This is a genomic window from Desulfosporosinus fructosivorans (genome assembly GCF_004766045.1).
Lineage (GTDB): Bacteria > Bacillota > Desulfitobacteriia > Desulfitobacteriales > Desulfitobacteriaceae > Desulfosporosinus > Desulfosporosinus fructosivorans.
This window is the reverse complement of sequence record NZ_SPQQ01000005.1, coordinates 368,967-389,502: the sequence shown is the minus strand read 5'-3', so window position 1 is coordinate 389,502 and position 20,536 is coordinate 368,967. Positions and strand designations below refer to the sequence as shown.

Sequence of the window (20,536 nt, the reverse complement as noted above, 5' to 3'; positions counted from 1 at the left end):
GTTATATGTCGGATAAATTGAAAAAAAAGCTTACCCCGACTCAACTAGAATACCAAGAATTTGCTCAGGCTAGAGAACCTAAACGGCCGATTGTCTTAAATTGTCTGAAGGCCTTTCTGGTGGGAGGAGTCATTTGCGTCATCGGTCAGGGTATCCAGATGTTCTTTGTTACATACTTTCATTTTTCCCAAAAAAATGCAGGAAACCCGACAGTCGCAGTATTAATCATCTTGTCGGTGTTACTCACCGGGTTGGGTGTTTTTGACCATATTGCCCAATGGGCAGGCGCGGGTACGATCATTCCAGTGACTGGTTTTGCCAATACCATGGCCTCCGCAGCGATTGACCACCGCAGTGAAGGGTTTGTTCTGGGCGTTGGCGGCAATATGTTTAAAATTGCCGGTCCAGTGATCGTATTCGGTGTTTTCTCAGCGTTTGTAGTCTCGTTAGTCGTGATCATTTTTAGAGCATTGGGTGTGATGTAAATGTTACAAGGTCATCAAACTTGGGTTTTCGATTCCAAGCCCACCATTATTGCTTCGGCAGCCGTGGGAGGACCCCACGAAGCACAAGGTCCCTTAGCGTGCGATTTTGATCTCCTCCATGACGATTTCTGGCTGGGACAGGATAGCTTTGAAAAAGCGGAAAAGAAACTTCAAGAAGAAGCCTGTGAGACAGCCATAAAAAAAGCCAACCTGAAAAAAGAAGATGTTCAGTTCTTGTTCGCAGGGGATCTGATGAACCAAACTGTTCCCAGTAGTTTTGCTGCTCGTACACTAGGGGCTCCCTTTCTTGGTCTTTATGGTGCCTGTTCAACTTCGATGGAAGGTTTGGCTTTGGCGTCACTCCTCGTCGATAGCAAATTCGCCAAAAATGCTCTCGTTTGTGTCTCAAGTCATAATGCTGCCTCCGAAAAACAATACCGGTATCCCACGGAATACGGCGCACAGAAGCCTCCAACTGCCCAATGGACCGTGACGGGGTCAGGCGCCGCTTTGGTCTCAGATACCGGAGAGGGTCCAAAAGTAACAGCAGCAACAATAGGTCGAGTCATCGATATGGGGCTTTCCGACCCCTTCAATATGGGGGCCGCCATGGCTCCAGCGGCCGTTGATACGATTGAGGCTCACTTTAGAGACTTAAACAGAGACCCTTCCTATTATGACGTGATTGCCACCGGTGATTTAGGCAGAGTCGGCCATAGAATCGCAGGCGACTTATTGAAGAAGCATGGCCTAAACATCCCCGAAGAAATTTTTACAGACTGTGGGATCTTGATCTATAGGAAGGATCAGCCTGTGGTGTTAGCAGGCGGTAGTGGATGTGCCTGTGCTGCAACAACAACCTTTGGACATTTTCTCAATCGGATGCGTAAAGGGGAAATTAAAAAATTATTGGTCATCGCAACGGGTGCTCTATTATCCCCTATGTCTTACCAGCAGAAAGAAAGTATCCCTTCGGTTGCTCATGCGGTAAGTATTGAACTATAAGGAGAATCACTATGGAAAAATTTCTATGGGCATTTTTGATCGGAGGAACGATTTGTGTCATTGGCCAATTGTTATTGGATGGATTTAAACTGACGCCTGCTCACACAACCGTTACTTTGGTCGTCACAGGAGCAGTCATGGGAGGATTGGGTCTGTATGATCCACTGATTAAGTTTGCTGGTGCAGGAGCGACCGTACCGATTAGTAGTTTCGGGAATTCGTTGGTCAAGGGTGCTTTAAAAGAGTTTGATTCCACTGGTCCGATTGGAGTCCTGACCGGGATTTTTAGTATTACCAGTGCAGGGATATCAGCGGCAATTATTTTCGCATTTATGGGGGCACTCATTTTCAGACCTAAGGGTTAAACTGATACTCTAATAAGGAGGTGATTAATAAATGACGGTTGGAACCCAGATGCAACAAGCTATAGCAACAGTTCAAAGCGCAGCAGCAACCATGAAGACGTTTGCTCTAGAAACTGAGGACCAGAAGGCTAAAAAGAGCTTTGAACAACTTGCTCAAACATTTGATTCTGCTCTAAACGAGTTAAACGGAAGAGAACAATATATCGGACAGCAGGAACCCCAGTATAAACAATAGTTGCCATGAAAAAGTAATAATAGGAATTTAAACTGCTTTTCTTATAACTACGGTTCGAGTATAGAGACGTTTCGACAAAGATGCATTTAAACATGCTCGGTAAAAAAGCCTAGGTATTTATACCTAGGCTATAGTTAGTCTAACTTCTAGCGGGGAAAATCATATAAAGGATTGTAAGGCTGAGGAATTCCCATTCTTCGCTCTAAACGTTGTAACCAAGGTGGTTCAAATTGTTCTTCAAAAAGTTCCCACCATAAAGGCTCAAGTCCTGGTCTTATGCCCATTTTTCGTTCAAGTCGTCTAAGCCAAAGTGGGTGGAATTGTTCTTCGAATAATTCCCATTCAGGTGGTTCATAACCACCAATATAATTAATTGGATATCTTGCAACCATACGCGGATACGGTGCATAGATCGGTACGGTTTGTTGATAGTGCATAGTGTTCACTTCCCCTGTAATAGTTACTCCCAATGGTAACATATTCCATAAGCCGCAAAGCGAAAGTTGACCAAGTGATTTTCTGTTAACTAATAAATTTTTAAGCAAAATTTATTAGTTATGAATCATGGAACAATTTCAAAAACAGTACCTTGATTAAAGTTAGTCACATTCATAGAGCCATAAACTCCTAAATATAGTCTGGTTTGATCCAGATTCGCTCCCAAACTAACATAAAAGGCTGATTGAGACCCAAAATTATAATCGGTTTCAATAACACTAAAATCATTAAGCTTACAATCTGTTCTTACCCAGGTATAAGCTAAAACCCCTCTAACCGGAGATTGAGATTCTTTATCGCGGGCAAAATCGGTAAACACAACGCTTCCCGTTAAATCGGGGATTTCATTCCCCATATATGGCTGGACTCCTGTAAGTGCAGTTCCTCCAAACTTATCGGGTCGGGGGTCTTTATGAAAATAACTAGTTAGAGGTTGAAGACGCCGTACTGAAGTTTTTACTACGTCATTGTAATAAGCAGTTATTTTCTCATCCAAAGTTTGATTTGCAGAGCAGCCCCTTATAATCGATGTAGGAAAAGCACCTTCCCACCCTCGCCAGCCAAAGTTAATAAATCCTTCTTGGTCAAGTTCAGATTTCATTAAAGAAGCTTGAACTAGCTTAGTAACCGGTATTGGTTTATAATGAACGAATGAAAAAATCGACTCTACCAGATCCTGTCCGACATTTCCCACATATTTAATATACTGATCATAAAACCTGTGAAATGAAATGCCTGGTATATTGCGAACCCCTTTGGCAATTACCGTAAGCGTTTCCTGAATAGGTGTGGGAAGTTCATTAAAACGTGTGACTATGGGTGGATTATAAATAAATGTAGCCTTAACTACATCAATTTCAACTATTTTACCGGCGATTTCCATATCATCCTGGCTTAAATTAAATGGATCATAGCCTGATCCACCATCTCCAGTTGTTAAAACAAGTTTTCCTGTTTCGGGTGAAAAGTTTAAGCTATTGACACCATTATGATTAAAAAATGGTCTTCTTAAATTAAGTAATGTCCGCCTTTTTTGAGGTTGACCATTCGATTGCAAAATCCATTCTTCAACTGTATCAATATGATCATATTTAATTTCTCTATTTATCCACTTTAGGTTTAGGGTTCTGGGGTCGCATGGGTTAGGCTTAAAAGATTCAAGACGAGCACTTGGAAGAGCACCTGGACCTTGTGTTCCAGCTACTGAATAATGAAGATAAAACAGGCCGTTATAATAAAATTCGGGATGAAACGCAAGACCTATTAATCCCCTTTCATCATATCCACGACCAGAAGCACCTAATTTTATGATTTGCGGGCGAATATCTAAAAAAGTCTCTATAACTCCGTTTCCAATGTAAAAGATCTCCCCTGTCTGGGTTGCAATAAATAATCTTTCGATTGAGTCACCTGGATGTATAGTTGTTTTCAAAACAGTAGGTAAATTTATCTTACTAACAATGGGCCGTAAACTAACTGTTATCAATTGCCTTTATACTCCTTCTTATTGTTATCTTTTATAAAGATATGGTTTGAACTATTCTAATAGTACCAAATTAGGCCGGGGAATCTGATGAAGTATTGTACTATTTTCCGCACCAGGGCCGGAGGAATCCAGGGCGGGCATTGGGGACGTGCCTGTTTTTGCACATGGAATTTAATAAATATTATAACAACAGGAATAGAATTCAGTTAATAGGACAAATATGAGCAGACGGATGAGAATAATTTTGTCAACTGTTTTCTAAACAGAATACTAAGCCCTCAACCTGTTTTATAAACAGACAATTCGAGCAGTCGAGGCACCCTGGTCTCTGATTTATGACTATAATAAATATAGCTCTTTTAGCGTGACAGGGCACGTGGAGGTGATAATAATGATGACGTATTGTGGTCGGAATGGAAAGTGAGACGGTTCGAACACAATATATTGTAGTTTTGGAACAAAAATTGAGCTAAAATGGGGGCTAAAAAGTGCATTTTTCGGCCCCTTTTTTTGAGCACTTTCACAGATGACAAAGGGGATAAAGGGCTGCCAGTATTAAAATACCCTTTCAATGCCAAACCTAATGAATTCAAGGATACTTCTTTGGGTTTTCCCAATAATAACTATACTAAGCCTGTATTTGACGATAGGGTGATGGTTATGTCATTTGGATTTTGTTAATCTATGAAAAAAATTCAGATATTGGCTCTAGTAATATTGAAATGGGTCAATGCAGGCATTTATAATATGACAGGATGTAGTCATATTATAAATGTTAATATTATATATAACAAAAGAAAAAACACGCATTATGCAATGCTCTACATTAATGCATGTAATTTAATTTAAAATAAGGAGTTAATATGCTTACAGAAAAATTAAAATGAAGGTATCGTAACTATTGTAACATGGGGTGAAGGTGAACCACACATCGTAAATGAATGGAACTCTTATTTGGTAGTGACAAAAGATGAAAGAATTCTTATTCCAGCTGGAATAATGCGTAGAACAGAGAAAAACGTAAATGTGAATAATAAAGTAAAGATGGCATTAGGCAGTAAAAATGTATTAGGTTATAATGATTATCAAGGAACAGGCTTTGTTGTGGAAGGAACGGCAAGATTTTTTGACCAGGAATGGAATTTGATATGATGAAAGATAAATTTACATTTTTGAACAGAGTATTAGAAATAACGATTTCAGACGTAAAACAAATGCTTTAGGTAGACAAGAGAATTGCCTTGATTATATATGGATATAAACTCATTCTACTGAAAAGAAAAATTTACAAAGATATGGAGGAAAGTTTGAAAGATAATAAATTTTATAAGAGAAAATCATCATAAATGGAGATGAAATACCATGGAAAAGAGTGGACGGTAGAAGAAGATGCCCTAGCTTTTCTAACAGATGCTGGATTGGTTGGACGTTTGACTATGTACCAACAAGAGCGTTGGCCGAAAGGTGGGGATAGTGTATCTGAACTGGAGCATAAGCTTAGCGAATGTACATGGTGGCTGATTGTTTTGGCAGAGCGTATGAACATCGACATCTGTGATGCGCTACAGATATTTTTGACCAAAACAGAAAAGCAGTTGGTCGATTAAGTAATGTAGGCTTGCATGGGTATTAAGATTTTTTATTTTTCCGCCACAGGGAATTCGCTGCAAATTGCCCGTAATTTAGAAGAAGAATTAGAAAACTGTGTTATTCAGTCAATGACCACATGCATGCCTTGCTTGTATTCACTGGTGTCCTTGGGAAGCTATTGAGTATGGCAGAAATACAATTGGACGTACAAGATATCACAATCCTAATGTTAAAGTTGAGGATATCATTAGATGTTGCGGAGGTATGAAATGAAAGAAATATATAAACCTATAATAGTTGAGTTTCCTTTAAGGGGAGAATGGTTGGCTCCCAATACGCCGGGCAAAAAGATTCCAAGCCACGGAACAGATCAGTTAGGGACACGATATGCTTACGATTTTTTACAAGTGGATTGGAAAAGAAAAGGCTGGCCCAGTTATCGTGTTCACTGGCTGCGGTATCTCCTTATAGGTGTTCCTCTAAATAAGTGTTACTGTTGGGGGCAAGATGTATATGCGCCTTGCGACGGGGTAATTGTTAAAGCCGAAGATGGTTATAAGGAAAGAGCCAGAGCGCATTTACTTTCGGATTTGTTTGTTGCTGTAAAGAGCGCGTATGCCTTTAACCCAAGAAAAGACAATATACAATCCGTTGCCGGCAACTATATCATTATGAAATGTAGTAACGATGTATATGCCGGATTAGTCCATCTTCAAAAAGGTTCAATTAGGGTTTCGATTGGACAAAGTGTGAAAAAAGGTGATGTTTTAGGTAAAGTAGGGCATTCAGGCAATTCATTTTCTCCACATTTGCATTTTCAGCTCATGGATAGTAGTGACATACTTTCAGCAAGGGGACTGCCTTGCGCTTTTGAGCAGTATGAATCATTCAAAGACGGTGAATGGCGAAAAGTGTATAACGGAATCCCCACAGATAAGGATCGAATACGATTTTATGCTTCATAATTTTAAAAAATTGTATCGAATAAAGCCTTCAAGCTATGCTCGCTTTTGAAGGTTTTATTGCTTACAATTTTATTCGGATAGTAAAGCAATAAAAAGTGCCGTATTGCCAAGAAAACGATGGCGACAGGCGGTGGTGAAACTCCCTAAGGAATAATAGGAAGCAACAAGTACGATTCAAACTTTTCGCCTGTATATATAGTTACATCTGCATCCCATATCCGGTCATCTCCAGTTTCCAGCATAAAGCATCCACATTGACTCTGACTACCGATTTCTAAAAGCAGCCGATGCCCTTTATCGAAAACAATTGCACTGTCCCAGATTTCAATGTCGAGAGGATAAACTTCGTGGGGAGTTAACTTCTGACTCTCATCGAAGGTGTAGTAAGGCTTATACTCGGTGGATCGTTTTTCATCAGTTTTACGCAAGGAAGCGCGCAACCATCCTTTACTGATCGGAAAAGCCTCTGACAATGCACCTGAATTAACTACCTCATTACCTTGGGGATCAATGTTGCGCAAACTCACGAAAATATCCATGTCATCAGTTGATGATGATGCCCATAGTCGAAGTTTAATTGGACCGAGAATCTCTGTTTCGTGCTCAAAAGGGGCAGTTTCAAACAGTACTCGCTTGGAACTATCTTCAGCCTTGGTAAACACCTTCCTCATCGGCTTTAACCAAGACGCTGACTCTTGATCTCTATCTCCTTCATAATCTTGGCTAGTCATTCTTGGTAGCGGTTCTTTCGTAAGTCTGTTTGAATTGGCATCAAGATAAAATCTGGTCCACTGGGTACGTTTGAGAGGATACTCATTTTCATAGCGCCATGTATAATTTTTGCCGCCTCTTGGGATGGCAAGTTTGACTTTAGGTTCTCTCATGAGACCTGTGTCAATGCCTTTAAGCCAATAATCCAGGAACTTTTTCTGCAATGCGCGGCCTTCTTCGGTATAAAACCCGGCAACATGACTGCCAATATGCACTTCGAGCCATTTATTTTCAGCTGCTGCATATTGAAATGCATGGAAATTTCCACGGGTATGCATTCCGGCACTAAACCAATTGCTGGCGGATAAAATGGGTACTTTTATTTTGCTTAAATCAGCAGAACGTTTTATCCAGGATTCATCACGCAGGGGCGTATTTTTCACCATTTCAGGAAACTCAACGCGATTGGCAATTAATTGTTCTTCAGAAAATTTCTTGTCAGGATTGTATTGACGAGGCAAAATACCGTTTTTCCACCAAAAAGAAAGAAATCCATTGGCCTGAATTCCTCCAGGATAACAAAATTCAGCATAGTAATCGACAGTACCTTCCCAAGGCACAATACACGCTAGATGAGGAGGTTGTTCTGATGCGACAGCCCACTGGCTCATGGCTAAATAGGAAATTCCTATCAAGCCGACCTTGCCAATGCTCCAAGACTGATTACCGGCCCATTCAATTGCATCATAGTAATCTCTTTTTAGAGATTCGGATAATATATCCAGTTTTCCTGGCGAATTTCCGATACCACGCTCGTCGATACGCAACAATGCATATCCTTGTGGTACCCAAAATTCGGGATTTGGGGTTTCCCAACTAAGCAGAGGACCTTTGTCTTGGAGCTGACTATATTCTTTTGCAATTGTCGGGTTAATCGGAGCAAATTGAGAAAAATGCAAGTCTTTACCATATGGGCATATTGTTATGAGAACTGGAAATTCACCCGGAAAATCAGGCTGGTAGAGATTCGCTGCCAAATAACTACCGTCTCGCATAGGAATCTGTACTTCTTTCCAGATAAGGCCATAAAAATGATTGGTAGTCTCATTAATGTTGATAACTGATTGATTCATAGTATTATCCTCCTGTATTTTGTTTTTTCAATAGAACTACAGCTATGCTGTTTATTAGACCAGTAAAACAAATTATCTGGGATTTTGGTTTTTCATGGGATCAAACACTTTATAATTCCTAGTTTTTATTAACAGGGGAAGCGAAGCCATGATTATTACGCCGCCTAGTAAGGATATTAGTATACTGTGTGTTGTTAATACTCTGTCTACGTATGCACTCCAATAGGCCCAAAGTGAAATTGGTATGAATAGAAAAGCACCAGTGAAAAGCCCAGGCGTAAAGCGCCGAAAAACCAAAAACAATGACAAAGCTATTTACAACATAGAAGTGATCCCAATTTGTATCAAATTCAAACGTTTGGCCTGCCCAATCCCTCCAGTTGTAATTGAATTCTTTAGAATATGCCATCCATAGGCCAAAACTAAAACCCAAATAACAAAGTCACCGGTAGGTATTCCCATAATAAAAATTCACCTCTTTACCAATATTATTTCACCATAGATTAAAACGTTATTTCAAACATTGTTTTAATCTATGGTGAAATAATATTACGATTTATAAAAAATGTCAATGATTAACACATTAAATATATTTAATGGTATTTGACAAAAAAAAAATATTACAATAAGATACTGCTAAACGCTGTTTTAAACATAAGAATGAATAGAGGCTAGACTATATGGAGGAAACTATAAATAATCTTACAACCAAAGAAAAAATTATTGAGGCTGCTTTAGAGATTATAGCTAGTGAGGGATTTCAAAAAGTTACCATCAGAAAAATTGCCACTATGGCTGGTGTTAACATAGCGGCAGTCAACTATCATTTTGGTTCTAAAGAAAAGGTACTTAATGAAGCTCTTGAACATGTAATGATTCAAATGAAGAAAATATTTAATTATTTAAAAGATGAAGAACACTCTCCAGAAGTGCGATTAGAAATTTTTATTCAAAAATATTCGAAAATTTTGTTTACGTATCCTGATCCAGTTAAGAATTTAATTCATCAGAGCATACATGAGCATTCTGTAAGCAACAATTTTCAAGAATATTTGAAATTCGAAGGAATAGAGTTAATAAAAAATACGATTCACCAGCTTAGACCAGAAGAGAATGATTCTATTCTTTATATGCTAACAATGCAGTTATTAAGCTCACTTGCGTTTCCGGTTCTATTGGGAAATAGAGCTGTAGATATTTTCGGAATAGAATTAAACCAAACGGATAACCAACGTGCGTATACCAAACTTCTCGTAAAAAACATATTAAGATAATAGCTTAGTCATCAACAATGGAACAAAAACAGTTCACACTAATATAGTTAGAATGAAAATGCCAAGACCTCTCGCTCACGTCGATTTACTATGGTGTTTATTTCGGGTTTTTCCTATTCGGCTCACGTCGTGTCCTTGGGGGATGGATAGTGCCAGCCTGGGCATACCACCACATAGGATTGTATATTAAGATAGGGATGCACATGCGCATTTATATTCCTGTCTGAGTTTGATAATGTCTATTGCGTAAAAGCACCAGCGTTTATTCACACCAAGAATCTTCTATATTGGTAAAGACTTGCGAAAAGAGTATTGACAAGAAGAGTGCGATAAACTAAACTTCAATATAATTCGACAGTTATCGAATTATATTGAAATAGATTTGAGGGGCTCATAAGATGGATACTAAAAAAATGGCAAAAATATTTAAGGCCCTCTCCAATCCCAATAGGCTAGAATTATATTTAAAAATTGCCGAGGCTCATGAAGCGGGTTTTGAAACGGGAGGGGAATGTTGTGTCGCAGATATTATTGGTTGTTTGAATACAGCATAATGATTTAATCACAGAGTTAAAAATTCAAATGATTCGACAGTTGTAAAATTATTAAATTATAACATTTCAGTAGTAATGAAGAAATAGTAGATGGCAGTCTAATCCAGAAAAGAAATGAGGTATGAATCATGATCCTGAGGGTTATGCTTAGTTTGGTTATCGGGATTCTCCTGGCTGGTTTTCTATTCCTGAAATATCATCCAGTCTTTGGTGGAAAAGCATCTAAGGAGAAAGCTAACGCCTTAAGTCAATCCGAAAATTTTGCCAGGAAAAAGTTTATCAATCAGATCCCGACGGTAATGGATACTCGAATAACGACTATGGTTGGCATATTGAGAGATTTTATGAAAGGTAATCCAAACGGTAAGCCAAAGAGGGCAATTCCTGTGGAGCCTTTAAATTCAGTCATCATGCCAGATAAATATACAAAAGTTACATGGTTTGGTCACTCGACTTTATTATTGGAGATGGACGGGAAACGATTATTATTAGACCCAATGTTTTCGAAGACTCTTTCTCCGTTTTCTTCGATCGGGGGTAAACGCTATAGCAAGATATTACCCATCGAACTCGAGGAGCTACCTGCCATCGATGTTGTCATTCTGTCTCACGATCATTATGACCATTTGGATTATCAGTCAATAAAGAAACTGAAAGACAAAGTCAGTCAGTTCTATGTTCCCCTTGGCGTTGGAAATCATCTGGCAAGATGGGGTGTCGAAGCAGAGAAAATTAAAGAGTTCGACTGGTGGAATGAATATAAACTTGATGGTTTGACATTGGTTTGTACTCCGGCTAGGCACTTTTCAGGTAGGAGTGTGTCCGATCGAGACACCACACTGTGGAGTTCTTGGGTGATCGTAGGGCAAGAATCACGGGTCTATTTCAGTGGAGATACTGGTTATGGTCCTCATTTTGCAAAGATCGGAGAAATGTACGGACCTTTTGATTTAACTCTCATCGAATGCGGTCAATATGATGAACGATGGTCTGCTATTCATATGATGCCAGAGGAAACAGTTCAGGCTCATTTTGATGTGAAGGGAAAAATTCTGATCCCCGTACATTGGTCAGCCTTTACGTTAGCCTTTCATGATTGGACAGATCCCATTGAACGGGTAAGGAAGGCAGCGAGAAAACGTAACTTAGGCATTTCAACACCCAAAATTGGGGAAACAGTGTTTATAGGCTCGGTGGAGTACCCTAACTCTATTTGGTGGAGATAATTATACTAACTTGTACTTCAGCCATAAGACAGTATTTTCTATTTCAATGAACTATAAATCAAGAATGGGGCTACTAACTTGTGGCTGTATCCCCCTGTGTTAAATTAGAATATTATGAACTAAATAAAGTTGTGTATTACTCATAGAAATCTAAATACAAATTAGTAAAAATAGATTTAGAGTTTTGTAGGGCATTTGGCTTTGAATATTATTTAAATACTTAAAATGAAAACTGGAATATATTTTTAAATACAAGATAAGGTAATGGACGCACTCGGAAATGAGTGCGTTCTACCTTTACGCAAAACAATATTTCCGCGCACCCGTATCATCATTACCCCAAAACACACCCTGGTCACGATAATATGACTATATTTAATATAGTCATATTATCGTGACAGGGCACTTTGGCGTTACTTCATTGTAAGTTTTTAGTGTAGCTTTATGTCTCAGACAGGGCGTTGTAAGGTCGTCGCGAGGATTGAAAGGCTGATAAATAAAGGGTTTGAGACGCTTAATTAATTTTCAAGTTTTGGATAGTCCTTGAGTGTATAAAAAAGATGTACCTTTTTAGCGCAGGTAGGATCTTAAAAGAAGGAGTCAATCTGTGCTTTTGTTTAAACAAATGTATTGATGCTTAGTTGTAAATATGTTACCTTTATTTTGAGGGAATAAAATATAGAAGTTAATTGGAAAATTTAGTGCCTTATGAAAGAATTATGACGGATGCCGAGTGTGTATTTAAGATTGTTGAAAGGAGTTTCTTCTCCTAAACGAAAGCAGTCCCTTTACAAAATAACTTTTCCCAAACCAGAAGTATTGCCTTGTTAAGCTATATCAATAGTTACTCCTTGGCGTAAGAAAGGCAAAAAAGGAGGTTTTTATTGTGTCAAACAACTATAAGTTGGAGATTCAAGTTGTGGCTACCTGTTACGTAAATAAGCTTTCACCACCACAATCTGTAAGTAGCGTCAATTCCAAATACAATCTTTTCTAGCCAGAAGGATTGCCTGCTTACACAAAATAATTGGTGGTGTCCTCCTTGGCTCGAAAAGAGAACAAGGAGATAATTGAATGTTTAAGGATAAAACTCTCTTGGGATTGGTTGTAGCGGTAGTGTTAATGATGATCGGAGTAGGCATGGTAGTCACTCTATTGCCGCAGCGAGTTGTCGATTTGGATGGAAATGGACGATCAGTTGGGTATATAGCGTCGGCCTTTGCCTTCTCGTATCTGTTACTTCAAGTTCCTATCGGCCGCTTGTCGGATAAGATAGGATTCAAGCCGTTACTCATTGCTGGATATTTGCTATGTTTTCTTACCGGACTGGTGTTTTACTTTGCAACAAGCTCTAACATGATATTTTTTGCCAGGCTTTTACAAGGTGCTGGCGAAGCACCGGTTTGGGCATTGGCCCCGGCGTTGCTATCGCTAAGATTTCCTCTGGCTAAGGGGAAAGTGATGGGGATATATAACGCGGCCTTTCATTTTGGCCTTACTGTAGGGCCTTTTCTAGGTGTAGTACTGGCGAAGGGATTAAACAGCAATGAGATATTCCTAGTTTACTCTTTTTCCTGTTTAGTGGGCGCGATTGTAATCTATTTTCTAGTAGAGACTCCTGCTAAGAAGGAAGAGCAGACAATCGACCTATCAGATTATTATCAAAACATATTGGAACTGGTAAAACAGCAACAGACGTTGATTTGTTTTATGGGAATCACTTTATACGGAGCAGGTTACGGCATCTTACACACAACAATTCCCGCATTTCTGTTACAAGAAAAGGCTTTTAGTGCAGTTGATATCGGCGTGTTTTTTTCACTGTTCTATGTAGCTATAAGCCTTTCACAAATTCTTACTGGTTCATTATCGGACAGATTTGGTCGGAATAGTTTTATGATTTTAGGGCTACTTATAGCTGCTGTTGGGATCATTGTTTCGCCAGCCTTCAGCTTCCCGTTGATCTTATTGGTGCTAGCTATATCAAGTCTAGGGTTGGGGGTTTTTCATCTCGCTTCAATGGCCTTCTTGAACGAATCTGTACCTGATTCTTTAAAAGGCACAATTTTGGGGACATATTATCTTTTTTGGGGCGTCGGTATGTTTTTCGGTCCCCCTATAATGACCAGGATAGCGGCGTCCGTTAGTTTTCAGGTATCAATGGCTGCTTATTCATTTCTTATACTTCTGGTTGCAGTTGGGATGATGAAGATATTGGGGTGGAAAAGTAAGTGCCAGGCTCCGAACAAAAGAACTAGATAAATAAAATAATTACAATTTGAGCGCCTTCTGTTAGCATAATAACAGGGGGTGCTTTTTTATTGTTTTTTTATTGTATAGAAAATAAATATAGCTCTATTGGGGTCTCCACGCACGTTGAGTGTATAATAATGATGACGTATTGTGGTTCAAAGGAAAAAAAAGGCATAAGTAAATCGTTCCCAAAACTTTCATTCGTAATAAATATCAAAGGAGGAGTATCTATGGAATTTAGAATTGAAGACAAACCAGCGTTTAATTTAGTCGGTGTAAGTAAACGTGTCCCTATGCATGAAGTTTGGATGGGAATAAGTCCATAAGCTCAAGTACCTTTCGCGAGTGTACAGAATAATGTCGGGCGTTCGCGATACGACAGGATAGATGTTTTTCGGATTTGGACATGTGAGTGGGAACAGGTCAAATATTAGTATCGGCGAAAGGTCGGGTGAGATATATGAATCAAAAGAGATACGAATTTGAAGCAATCATTCAGAAGGCCCCCGATATAGACGGTGCATATATCGAATTTCCTTACGATGTGAAAGCGGAGTTCGGCAAGGGGCGTGTTAAGGTTCACGCTACTTTTGACGGTGAACCTTACGACGGGAGCGTCGTCAATATGGGCATCAAGAACGCCGATGGCTCGGTCTGCCACATCATAGGAATCCGCAAGGATATACGAGCGAAAATCGGCAAGCAAGCTGGCAACACCGTAAAAGTAGTCCTTAAGGAGCGTCAGTGATATGGAAAATTTGAAATCGGAAAAACGAAACACGCTTACTCTTGTGCTATTCGTAATTTATTTACTGGCGTTAACTTGGTTGATTCTCTTCAAACTGCAATTTTCTATCCCGGTAATAAAGGAAGGACGAATCATCAATCTGATTCCGCTTCTAGGGTCTTACGGTGATAACGACGTTATTCGATTTGCCGAAATCAGAGTTAACATTCTCGCTTTCGTCCCTTTGGGAATCTATATTTGTATGCTAAAAGCTGAGTGGCCTATTGGAAAAAGGTTCTTGCAATTGTTGGCTTAACTTCTGCTTTTGAAATAATACAATTTATTTTTGCAATCGGCAGAGCTGACATCACGGATGTACTTAGTAACACGCTCGGAGGAATCATCGGGATTGGCATGTATGCCTTGCTGTTCAAGGTTCTGAAAGGCAGGACAAATAAGGTTATCAATGTACTTGCCGCGGTATTCACCATTTTGGCATTATTACTTGTCGCTTTGCTATTGATAAGTCACCGATGGGTGCGTATCAAGTAGGAATCAGTGACACAATAACAAGGAGCGTGGATGAAATGTGGAAATGCCCGAAGTGCGGTCGTGAGTTCAAAAACACGGAACAAGATCACTTTTGCGTGAAACCGAACAGCATTGACGAATACATCGCCGCACAACCGGAAGATGTGCGGCCTTTGTTGCAAAGTATCCGGGAAACCATCCGTGCAGCTGCGCCGGAAGCCACAGAGAAAATCTCGTGGCAGATGCCGACGTTCTGGCAGGGTGAGAACCTTGTCCATTTTGCGGCGTTCAAGAAGCACATCGGGCTGTACCCCGGCGGCGAAGTCACATCCAAATTTGCGGAGCGGCTCGCGGGTTATAAGACTTCCAAGGGAGCGATTCAGCTACTGCTTGGCAAGCCGATAGATTATGAACTCATCACCGACATCGTGCGGTGGAGAGTAAATCAGGAAGCGAAACGGAGTGATACTTTATGACAAACGAGCGCGTGTACAAGATGGCGTTTTCGAGCGTCTACCCGCTACTCGTCAAAAAGGCGGAACGCAAAGGGCGCACCAAATTCGAGGTTGATGCTGTGATTTGTTGGCTAACGGGGTATGACGATTCTGGTTTGCAAGCGCAAATTGTGAAGAATGTCGATTACGAAACCTTCTTTAGCAAAGCCCCGCAGATCAACCCGAACGCCGATAAAATCACGGGAGTAGTCTGCGGTGTTCGCGTAGAGAAAATCGATGACCCGCTTATGCAGAAAATCCGTTGGCTTGACAAATTGGTTGACGAATTGGCAAAAGGCAAGCCAATGGAGAAGGTTTTGAGGAGTTGAGGTTGACCAGCGACTATTTCCGCGCCGACGCCTGGCATGCAGGCGCGGTCAATTTCGCCTATGCAGGCGGCATGATGCTCTGCGCCGTCATCCTTGGAAAGTTCAGCGCGATCAAAAGCAAGTTCCCGGTTGTCCATCTGGGGCTTCTGGGCATGGGAACAGCCTCATTACTATGCGGTCTGCTGCCCGCGGAGATGCTCTGGCCCAGAAGACCCTAAACGACAGGCGGGTAAAGGCCCTGAGGATTGCACTGGCGCTGATTGAAAAAGAGAGGAGGTGCGACGATGCCGATTGACTATAAGAAAACCGAAAAAGACTTATACCAACCAAAAACCACGCCATCCATTATTAATGTGCCGGAGATGACGTTTATCACCGTTGATGGTAAAGGCGATCCGAACACGAGCGCGGAATATACCGCTGCCGTTGAACTGCTGTATGGGTTTTCCTACACGATAAAGATGGGCAACAAATCGATCTTGGAATACGTTGTTCCGCCGCTTGAAGGCTTCTGGAGTGTTGACGATGATTTCGGGGGCGGCGGTGCAGTGATAAGTGACAAGAGCAAATTTGTATGGACGATGGTGATTCGACAACCTGACTTCGTAACAGCGGACATTTTCGAAGCCTCAAAGGCTGCCCTCGCCAAGAAAAAACCGAGCATTGATACATCAAAGGCAAAATTCAAAACAATCACCGAGGGTTTATGCGTTCAGGTAATGCATATCGGTTCGTATGATGATGAACCTGCCACGGTAGCGGCGCTTGACGGTTTCGCCATAGAAAACGGCTATATCATAGATATTGACGACACCCGCCGTCATCACGAGATATACATTTCCGACCCCCGCAAGGTAGCGCCGGAGAAGTTGAAAACAGTGCTTCGGCATCCGATACGCAGTGCATGATGTTATGTTGATTTATATTAGCAAAAAGGATAGAAAAATATGGATATTGTTTATAATGACACGAAAAGAGATTTGCCATCTGAACAATGAAATATGCGGTAAAAACTGATGACTAAGGCTTTTTTGTATTTCATTTATGTGGCATTTTCATAAATATACTTTGCCGCCAAGGCTCTGCCAGCTTCATGCGGCATCTTTTTTGACCGTTCAAGGCATACAGAATCGGTTTGCTTGCTTGAATGTGTATAAAGCGTTTGGGGCATATTATAGTAGCTGGGAATTACATGACCCTGGAGAATATAAAACAGATGACATATCCTCTTATTACAGGGATAGCAACTCTTGAGAGTTTTTTACATAAAAGGTTACAGGGGAAGGTTATTCTAGAATGATTGAACTTGTGATACTCTAATAATTGTCAGTAGGAATGGAGATTAGTGCCTCTGGCAAAGATTGAACAGATTAATTCTGGTTTTTCAAACTTTCTTCACCATATAATGCTTTAGAAAAGAGTGATTTTGAAGATATTGCGAAAGTTTAAACCTAATGTGGAAAGGTAATATCCAAGTATTCAAGGAAAATACCCCACCGCCAAGGGGATACCAGAGGAGTACGGAAATTTTTCTTAATCGCTACGTACATTGTGCCTGCAGCAATTCTTAACCGACCATTACTTAATTCCTCACAGTAAATATGCCATTATTTACATTGGTACGGATAATCTCAATACCTTGTAGTCCAAGTATTATTGTCGTAAAATCACTTTATTACTATTCGATATACCCGCTTAATTTGTTTTTTATTAGCGTAATAATTGTGGATACAGGATGGATACATGAGGGGAGAGGGAAGTCAGATGAAAGGGATGAAGAAAACCCTGGGGGTACTGGCTTGCATCTGCTGCACCAGTCTGCTGTGGCTGACTGCCTGCGGGGGAAAGGCCGACACAAACGGTCTGCAGACGGGAGAAAGCCCGGCCGGCATGAATGCCGATGCGGGAAGCGGACAAGGGGACAAAGCGGAGGCTGCAGAGGAAGGCTATATTTTTAAGGACAGCGATTCAACCCGGCTGAAAGAGGAAAATGTCCGTAACCTGGATTACCGCCTGCTATATCTTGCCAGAAATGAAATTTTCGCCAGACAGGGCTATATCTTTAAGGATGAGGGATTGCAAAAGTATTTCGGGGCTAAAAGCTGGTATGCGAAAAATGCAGCTTTCAATAATGAAATCTCGGACATTGAAAAAGACAATGTGGACTTGATTGAAAGATATGAAACAGCACGGAAGGAACCGGCAAAAAGCCAGGGACTGCCCCTAGGGAAATATGCCCGTTTTGACCTGGATGGGGATGGGAAGCCGGAAGAAATTCAGTACAGCCTGTCGGAAGGAAGCGATTTCACCCTGACCATTAACGGTGCCACCGTCCATGACAGTGGTACGAATGTGGAAGAGGGTTTTTCCATTGTCGACCTGGACATTATGGACGGCGTAAAGGAAATTGCGGTCCAGGAGTATGGCCCCAGTGAAGATTATAGAACTACCTTTTATGCCTATGGGGGCGGGAAGATCATCGAGATGGGCCAGGTTCAGGGCCTGTGCGGAACTTACAGCCGCTTGCCCGGAGACGGGAAAGTAATGGCCCAGACGCGTTTTCAGATACTTCAAACATGGTTTTATGACGATGAATACCGCATCAATGAGCAGCATGTGCTGGAACACGTGGCAAAACCGCTTTATCTGTCAACCTTCAAGGAACAATACGTAACAGTCAAAAAAGTGCTGACCCTCTACACGGCTCCGGGCAGTCAAGAGGTGGTGGTTCGTGTGGTACCCGGAGATAAATTGCTGCTGGTGGGCAGTGATGACAAGGAATGGTGTTATGCAACTACCGCGAACGGCGTAAAAGGATGGTTTTCTGTCGAAGGATTCCAACAGGTACGGGAACTGGGTATTCCGGCCGGTGAGGTTTTCGACGGGCTATACTTTACAGACTAGGGCCATAATCGAACTAAAATATTTTAAAAAGTCTTCGGTTCATAAATAAAATTAGTGCCAGGCCATGGTAGTGGTATATGAAACAACTTTAAATCATTTTGAAAAACGGTGGATCGCTAATCCACCGTTTTTTGTGTTCAAATATTTTTAGAAAGTATGATTCCATTTAAACTTCGTCTAAATTTCTCTTTTAAGATAATTGGTCTTGACGACATCTTTTTTGTATCCTCAAGGCATACAGAATGTGTAGTGCTGTTGCAACGTGAAGGGTAAAGCAAAGGAGATATCCCATTTGAATTATGTGTTATAACTTTCCTTGACGCTATATCGGAACACCGATATAATAAATTTAGGTGATAAAAATGACAATACAACAGCTTTTGCATGATATGCAAATGTCCCGTTATCGTTTATCGAAAATCAGTGGGATTCCATGGGCAACTCTCGCGGATATTTATTCCGGGAAAACCCATTTGCACCGATGTGGCGCAGGAACGCTTTCCAAACTGTCCAAAACACTTGGTCTATCTATTGAGGAACTGTTGGCAATGGAAACAGAGCCGGAAAAAAACACAGCCGCCGGGAAACCAAACATAAAAACTTACTTGGAAACCGGGCTGTCGGAGAGTGTCCAAAAAGCAAAAAAGACTATTTGCAAGGCGAAAAGGAGCAGGTGCTATATCTTGACTGCTTGTGGAATGAGTTATATGGAGCCATTAATGCCGACCTTTGGGCTGGCTTAATTACTGAGGAACAGGCAAGCTATCTACGTGTAAAATATCTTGGCACAGAGGGAAAGGAGGATGGTATTAATGATTGATTTTACATTGTGTGAAGTAAATAAATTCAGAGCTTACGGTGGGGCAAATGGGAATAAAATCAATATTCTTTATGACGGCAATAGCTATATGCTTAAATTTCCGCCTATCCCAAGCCGCAATAAAACCATGAGTCACACCAACGGATGTATCAGTGAATACCTTGCCTGCCATATCTTTGCATCCCTCGGATTCAAAACCCAGGAGACCCTGTTCACCTATACTGATCCACGCGGGAAAGAAAAAGTGGTAGTGGCCTGTGGAGATTTCACCGAAGGCGGCAAAAGACTCATTGAGTTTGCGCATCTGACTTCAAATGGTATCATTATTGACCGTTCTAAGGAAAAAGATTGATGTGGCTTAAAAGCCCAACAAAAAAGTAGCAGCTGTATAGGTTTATTTCCTTTAAAAATTGGCTGTTTTGAGATTGACTAATCTAGCTTAGTCAATCTCAAAACAGCCAGATTTTCAAATAATAACGAATAATAACGACATTTGTATATCAGCTGCAACAAGCATTGCTATTTTAAATAATGCAAAATATAATTTACGAACATTTTATTATTATTATGAGAATGCATTATAATGGAGGATATAGATCGGTAGTTATTACCTCGCTGAATGGTGATGAAATGAAAATTGCTCTGGCCGCCGCAAAAAAAGAGAATAAATTACTTGAGAACTGCTACTAGAGTAGCCATTTAGGGTGGGTCAAATAGATACGAACTTTTTTGATTTAATATTTCGGTGTGACAGAGCATATTATTCATTTTGATATAAGGACGGTGGTAAAATAGGTATAATGATTAATGTCCTTGTGGCAGCGGCAAAAAATTTAAAAAGTGCTGCGAGAACCATAGAAGGAAAGTTGAACATATTACCTTTTTATACCATATCATGATATGATGATTACGTTAGAATAATGAAAACTTACAAAACAATAGTATTGAGAT

22 protein-coding genes and 5 pseudogenes are annotated in these 20,536 nt (G+C 40.5%); 23 read left to right on the top strand and 4 right to left on the bottom strand.

Annotated elements, in window-relative coordinates:
* Positions 1 to 5: 5 nt before the first annotated feature.
* From spoVAC to E4K67_RS16425, 4 genes are read left to right on the top strand one after another with little or no spacing between them, the layout of a single operon-like run.
* On the top strand, positions 6 to 485 hold the full coding sequence (gene spoVAC, locus E4K67_RS16440; protein WP_135548544.1) for a stage V sporulation protein AC: 480 nt from the start codon (positions 6 to 8) through the stop codon (positions 483 to 485).
* Positions 486 to 1,490, top strand: coding sequence for a stage V sporulation protein AD (spoVAD, locus tag E4K67_RS16435; RefSeq protein WP_135548542.1), 1,005 nt, complete (start codon positions 486 to 488; stop codon positions 1,488 to 1,490).
* 11 nt (positions 1,491 to 1,501) lie between these two features.
* Positions 1,502 to 1,855 carry a stage V sporulation protein AE gene (gene spoVAE / locus E4K67_RS16430; protein WP_135548540.1) on the top strand — a complete coding sequence of 118 codons (354 nt, stop codon included), beginning with the start codon at positions 1,502 to 1,504 and terminating at the stop codon, positions 1,853 to 1,855.
* Positions 1,856 to 1,886: 31 nt separating this feature from the next.
* Positions 1,887 to 2,090: a DUF1657 domain-containing protein gene (locus tag E4K67_RS16425; protein WP_135548538.1), complete on the top strand. Its 204-nt coding sequence runs from the start codon at positions 1,887 to 1,889 to the stop codon at positions 2,088 to 2,090.
* 146 nt (positions 2,091 to 2,236) lie between these two features.
* On the opposite strand, the gene E4K67_RS16420 is transcribed toward E4K67_RS16425, so the two are convergent.
* On the bottom strand, positions 2,237 to 2,527 hold the full coding sequence (locus E4K67_RS16420) for a hypothetical protein (RefSeq protein ID WP_135548536.1): 291 nt from the start codon (positions 2,525 to 2,527) through the stop codon (positions 2,237 to 2,239).
* A gap of 125 nt (positions 2,528 to 2,652) precedes the next feature.
* Positions 2,653 to 4,074: a PQQ-dependent sugar dehydrogenase gene (locus tag E4K67_RS16415; RefSeq protein WP_135548534.1), complete on the bottom strand. Its 1,422-nt coding sequence runs from the start codon at positions 4,072 to 4,074 to the stop codon at positions 2,653 to 2,655.
* Positions 4,075 to 4,965: 891 nt separating this feature from the next.
* Between E4K67_RS16415 and E4K67_RS16410 the strand changes: the two are divergent.
* The 3 genes and pseudogenes from E4K67_RS16410 to E4K67_RS16395 all read left to right on the top strand — a co-directional run bounded on the left by E4K67_RS16410 (position 4,966) and on the right by E4K67_RS16395 (position 6,629).
* A pseudogene (locus tag E4K67_RS16410) lies at positions 4,966 to 5,297 on the top strand (pyridoxamine 5'-phosphate oxidase family protein).
* Between the two features lie 123 nt (positions 5,298 to 5,420).
* Positions 5,421 to 5,681 (top strand): nucleoside triphosphate pyrophosphohydrolase family protein, encoded by a 261-nt coding sequence (locus E4K67_RS16405; RefSeq protein WP_135548532.1) that lies wholly within the window; start codon positions 5,421 to 5,423, stop codon positions 5,679 to 5,681.
* Between the two features lie 252 nt (positions 5,682 to 5,933).
* Positions 5,934 to 6,629 (top strand): M23 family metallopeptidase, encoded by a 696-nt coding sequence (locus tag E4K67_RS16395; protein WP_135548530.1) that lies wholly within the window; start codon positions 5,934 to 5,936, stop codon positions 6,627 to 6,629.
* 143 nt (positions 6,630 to 6,772) lie between these two features.
* On the opposite strand, the gene E4K67_RS16390 is transcribed toward E4K67_RS16395, so the two are convergent.
* Both E4K67_RS16390 and E4K67_RS29805 read right to left on the bottom strand, forming a co-directional pair.
* Positions 6,773 to 8,473: a CocE/NonD family hydrolase gene (locus E4K67_RS16390; RefSeq protein ID WP_135548528.1), complete on the bottom strand. Its 1,701-nt coding sequence runs from the start codon at positions 8,471 to 8,473 to the stop codon at positions 6,773 to 6,775.
* 315 nt (positions 8,474 to 8,788) lie between these two features.
* Positions 8,789 to 8,935: a hypothetical protein gene (locus E4K67_RS29805; RefSeq protein WP_158408504.1), complete on the bottom strand. Its 147-nt coding sequence runs from the start codon at positions 8,933 to 8,935 to the stop codon at positions 8,789 to 8,791.
* Positions 8,936 to 9,153: 218 nt separating this feature from the next.
* On the opposite strand from E4K67_RS29805, the gene E4K67_RS16385 reads away from it, so the two are divergent.
* The 16 genes and pseudogenes from E4K67_RS16385 to E4K67_RS31570 all read left to right on the top strand — a co-directional run.
* On the top strand, positions 9,154 to 9,747 hold the full coding sequence (locus E4K67_RS16385; RefSeq protein ID WP_135548526.1) for a TetR/AcrR family transcriptional regulator: 594 nt from the start codon (positions 9,154 to 9,156) through the stop codon (positions 9,745 to 9,747).
* A gap of 398 nt (positions 9,748 to 10,145) precedes the next feature.
* On the top strand, positions 10,146 to 10,301 hold the full coding sequence (locus E4K67_RS16380; RefSeq protein WP_199242564.1) for a helix-turn-helix transcriptional regulator: 156 nt from the start codon (positions 10,146 to 10,148) through the stop codon (positions 10,299 to 10,301).
* A 128-nt stretch (positions 10,302 to 10,429) separates the two neighbouring features.
* Positions 10,430 to 11,527 carry an MBL fold metallo-hydrolase gene (locus E4K67_RS16375; RefSeq protein WP_135548524.1) on the top strand — a complete coding sequence of 366 codons (1,098 nt, stop codon included), beginning with the start codon at positions 10,430 to 10,432 and terminating at the stop codon, positions 11,525 to 11,527.
* A gap of 1,074 nt (positions 11,528 to 12,601) precedes the next feature.
* A complete protein-coding gene (locus E4K67_RS16370; RefSeq protein ID WP_135548522.1) occupies positions 12,602 to 13,789 on the top strand; it encodes an MFS transporter in 1,188 nt (395 codons plus the stop codon).
* A gap of 155 nt (positions 13,790 to 13,944) precedes the next feature.
* Positions 13,945 to 14,076 (top strand): annotated as a pseudogene (locus E4K67_RS31345) (AraC family transcriptional regulator); the annotation flags it as partial.
* Between the two features lie 164 nt (positions 14,077 to 14,240).
* Positions 14,241 to 14,528 (top strand): DUF1905 domain-containing protein, encoded by a 288-nt coding sequence (locus E4K67_RS16360; RefSeq protein ID WP_135548521.1) that lies wholly within the window; start codon positions 14,241 to 14,243, stop codon positions 14,526 to 14,528.
* 1 nt (position 14,529) lies between these two features.
* Positions 14,530 to 14,823 (top strand): VanZ family protein, encoded by a 294-nt coding sequence (locus tag E4K67_RS30715; protein ID WP_243454506.1) that lies wholly within the window; start codon positions 14,530 to 14,532, stop codon positions 14,821 to 14,823.
* The gene (locus tag E4K67_RS30710) at positions 14,784 to 15,059 is read left to right on the top strand and encodes a VanZ family protein (RefSeq protein ID WP_243454505.1); all 276 of its coding nucleotides are present in this window, start codon (positions 14,784 to 14,786) and stop codon (positions 15,057 to 15,059) included. Before E4K67_RS30715 ends, E4K67_RS30710 begins: the two co-directional genes overlap by 40 nt.
* Before the next feature lie 35 nt (positions 15,060 to 15,094).
* Positions 15,095 to 15,514, top strand: coding sequence for an iron chaperone (locus tag E4K67_RS16350; RefSeq protein WP_135548640.1), 420 nt, complete (start codon positions 15,095 to 15,097; stop codon positions 15,512 to 15,514).
* Positions 15,511 to 15,861 (top strand): DUF2200 domain-containing protein, encoded by a 351-nt coding sequence (locus tag E4K67_RS16345; protein ID WP_135548519.1) that lies wholly within the window; start codon positions 15,511 to 15,513, stop codon positions 15,859 to 15,861. The genes E4K67_RS16350 and E4K67_RS16345 overlap by 4 nt, the downstream gene beginning before the upstream one ends.
* A 2-nt stretch (positions 15,862 to 15,863) precedes the next feature.
* Positions 15,864 to 16,079 (top strand): hypothetical protein, encoded by a 216-nt coding sequence (locus E4K67_RS16340; protein WP_243454504.1) that lies wholly within the window; start codon positions 15,864 to 15,866, stop codon positions 16,077 to 16,079.
* Positions 16,080 to 16,145: 66 nt separating this feature from the next.
* Entirely contained in the window at positions 16,146 to 16,769 is a 624-nt protein-coding gene (locus E4K67_RS16335; protein WP_135548517.1) for a GyrI-like domain-containing protein, read from the top strand.
* Positions 16,770 to 17,625: 856 nt separating this feature from the next.
* Positions 17,626 to 18,765 carry a YARHG domain-containing protein gene (locus E4K67_RS16330; protein ID WP_158408503.1) on the top strand — a complete coding sequence of 380 codons (1,140 nt, stop codon included), beginning with the start codon at positions 17,626 to 17,628 and terminating at the stop codon, positions 18,763 to 18,765.
* A 362-nt stretch (positions 18,766 to 19,127) separates the two neighbouring features.
* Positions 19,128 to 19,585: pseudogene (locus E4K67_RS16325) on the top strand (helix-turn-helix domain-containing protein).
* Positions 19,578 to 19,907: pseudogene (locus tag E4K67_RS16320) on the top strand (CtkA family protein); the annotation flags it as partial. The pseudogenes E4K67_RS16325 and E4K67_RS16320, both read left to right, overlap by 8 nt.
* Before the next feature lie 486 nt (positions 19,908 to 20,393).
* A pseudogene (locus E4K67_RS31570) lies at positions 20,394 to 20,489 on the top strand (SEC-C metal-binding domain-containing protein); the annotation flags it as partial.
* Positions 20,490 to 20,536: the final 47 nt, after the last annotated feature.

Coding starts and splice junctions, on each gene's coding strand:
- E4K67_RS16380 (WP_199242564.1), top strand. CDS start 10,146: ATGGATACTAAAAAAATGGCAAAAATATTTAAGGCCCTCTCCAATCCC.
- E4K67_RS16330 (WP_158408503.1), top strand. CDS start 17,626: ATGAAAGGGATGAAGAAAACCCTGGGGGTACTGGCTTGCATCTGCTGC.
- spoVAC (WP_135548544.1), top strand. CDS start 6: ATGTCGGATAAATTGAAAAAAAAGCTTACCCCGACTCAACTAGAATAC.
- E4K67_RS16360 (WP_135548521.1), top strand. CDS start 14,241: ATGAATCAAAAGAGATACGAATTTGAAGCAATCATTCAGAAGGCCCCC.
- E4K67_RS16405 (WP_135548532.1), top strand. CDS start 5,421: ATGGAGATGAAATACCATGGAAAAGAGTGGACGGTAGAAGAAGATGCC.
- E4K67_RS16420 (WP_135548536.1), bottom strand. CDS start 2,527: ATGCACTATCAACAAACCGTACCGATCTATGCACCGTATCCGCGTATG.
- E4K67_RS16385 (WP_135548526.1), top strand. CDS start 9,154: ATGGAGGAAACTATAAATAATCTTACAACCAAAGAAAAAATTATTGAG.
- E4K67_RS29805 (WP_158408504.1), bottom strand. CDS start 8,935: ATGGGAATACCTACCGGTGACTTTGTTATTTGGGTTTTAGTTTTGGCC.
- E4K67_RS16370 (WP_135548522.1), top strand. CDS start 12,602: ATGTTTAAGGATAAAACTCTCTTGGGATTGGTTGTAGCGGTAGTGTTA.
- E4K67_RS16395 (WP_135548530.1), top strand. CDS start 5,934: ATGAAAGAAATATATAAACCTATAATAGTTGAGTTTCCTTTAAGGGGA.
- spoVAE (WP_135548540.1), top strand. CDS start 1,502: ATGGAAAAATTTCTATGGGCATTTTTGATCGGAGGAACGATTTGTGTC.
- E4K67_RS16375 (WP_135548524.1), top strand. CDS start 10,430: ATGATCCTGAGGGTTATGCTTAGTTTGGTTATCGGGATTCTCCTGGCT.
- E4K67_RS16390 (WP_135548528.1), bottom strand. CDS start 8,473: ATGAATCAATCAGTTATCAACATTAATGAGACTACCAATCATTTTTAT.
- E4K67_RS16335 (WP_135548517.1), top strand. CDS start 16,146: ATGCCGATTGACTATAAGAAAACCGAAAAAGACTTATACCAACCAAAA.
- E4K67_RS16350 (WP_135548640.1), top strand. CDS start 15,095: ATGTGGAAATGCCCGAAGTGCGGTCGTGAGTTCAAAAACACGGAACAA.
- spoVAD (WP_135548542.1), top strand. CDS start 486: ATGTTACAAGGTCATCAAACTTGGGTTTTCGATTCCAAGCCCACCATT.
- E4K67_RS16345 (WP_135548519.1), top strand. CDS start 15,511: ATGACAAACGAGCGCGTGTACAAGATGGCGTTTTCGAGCGTCTACCCG.
- E4K67_RS30715 (WP_243454506.1), top strand. CDS start 14,530: ATGGAAAATTTGAAATCGGAAAAACGAAACACGCTTACTCTTGTGCTA.
- E4K67_RS16425 (WP_135548538.1), top strand. CDS start 1,887: ATGACGGTTGGAACCCAGATGCAACAAGCTATAGCAACAGTTCAAAGC.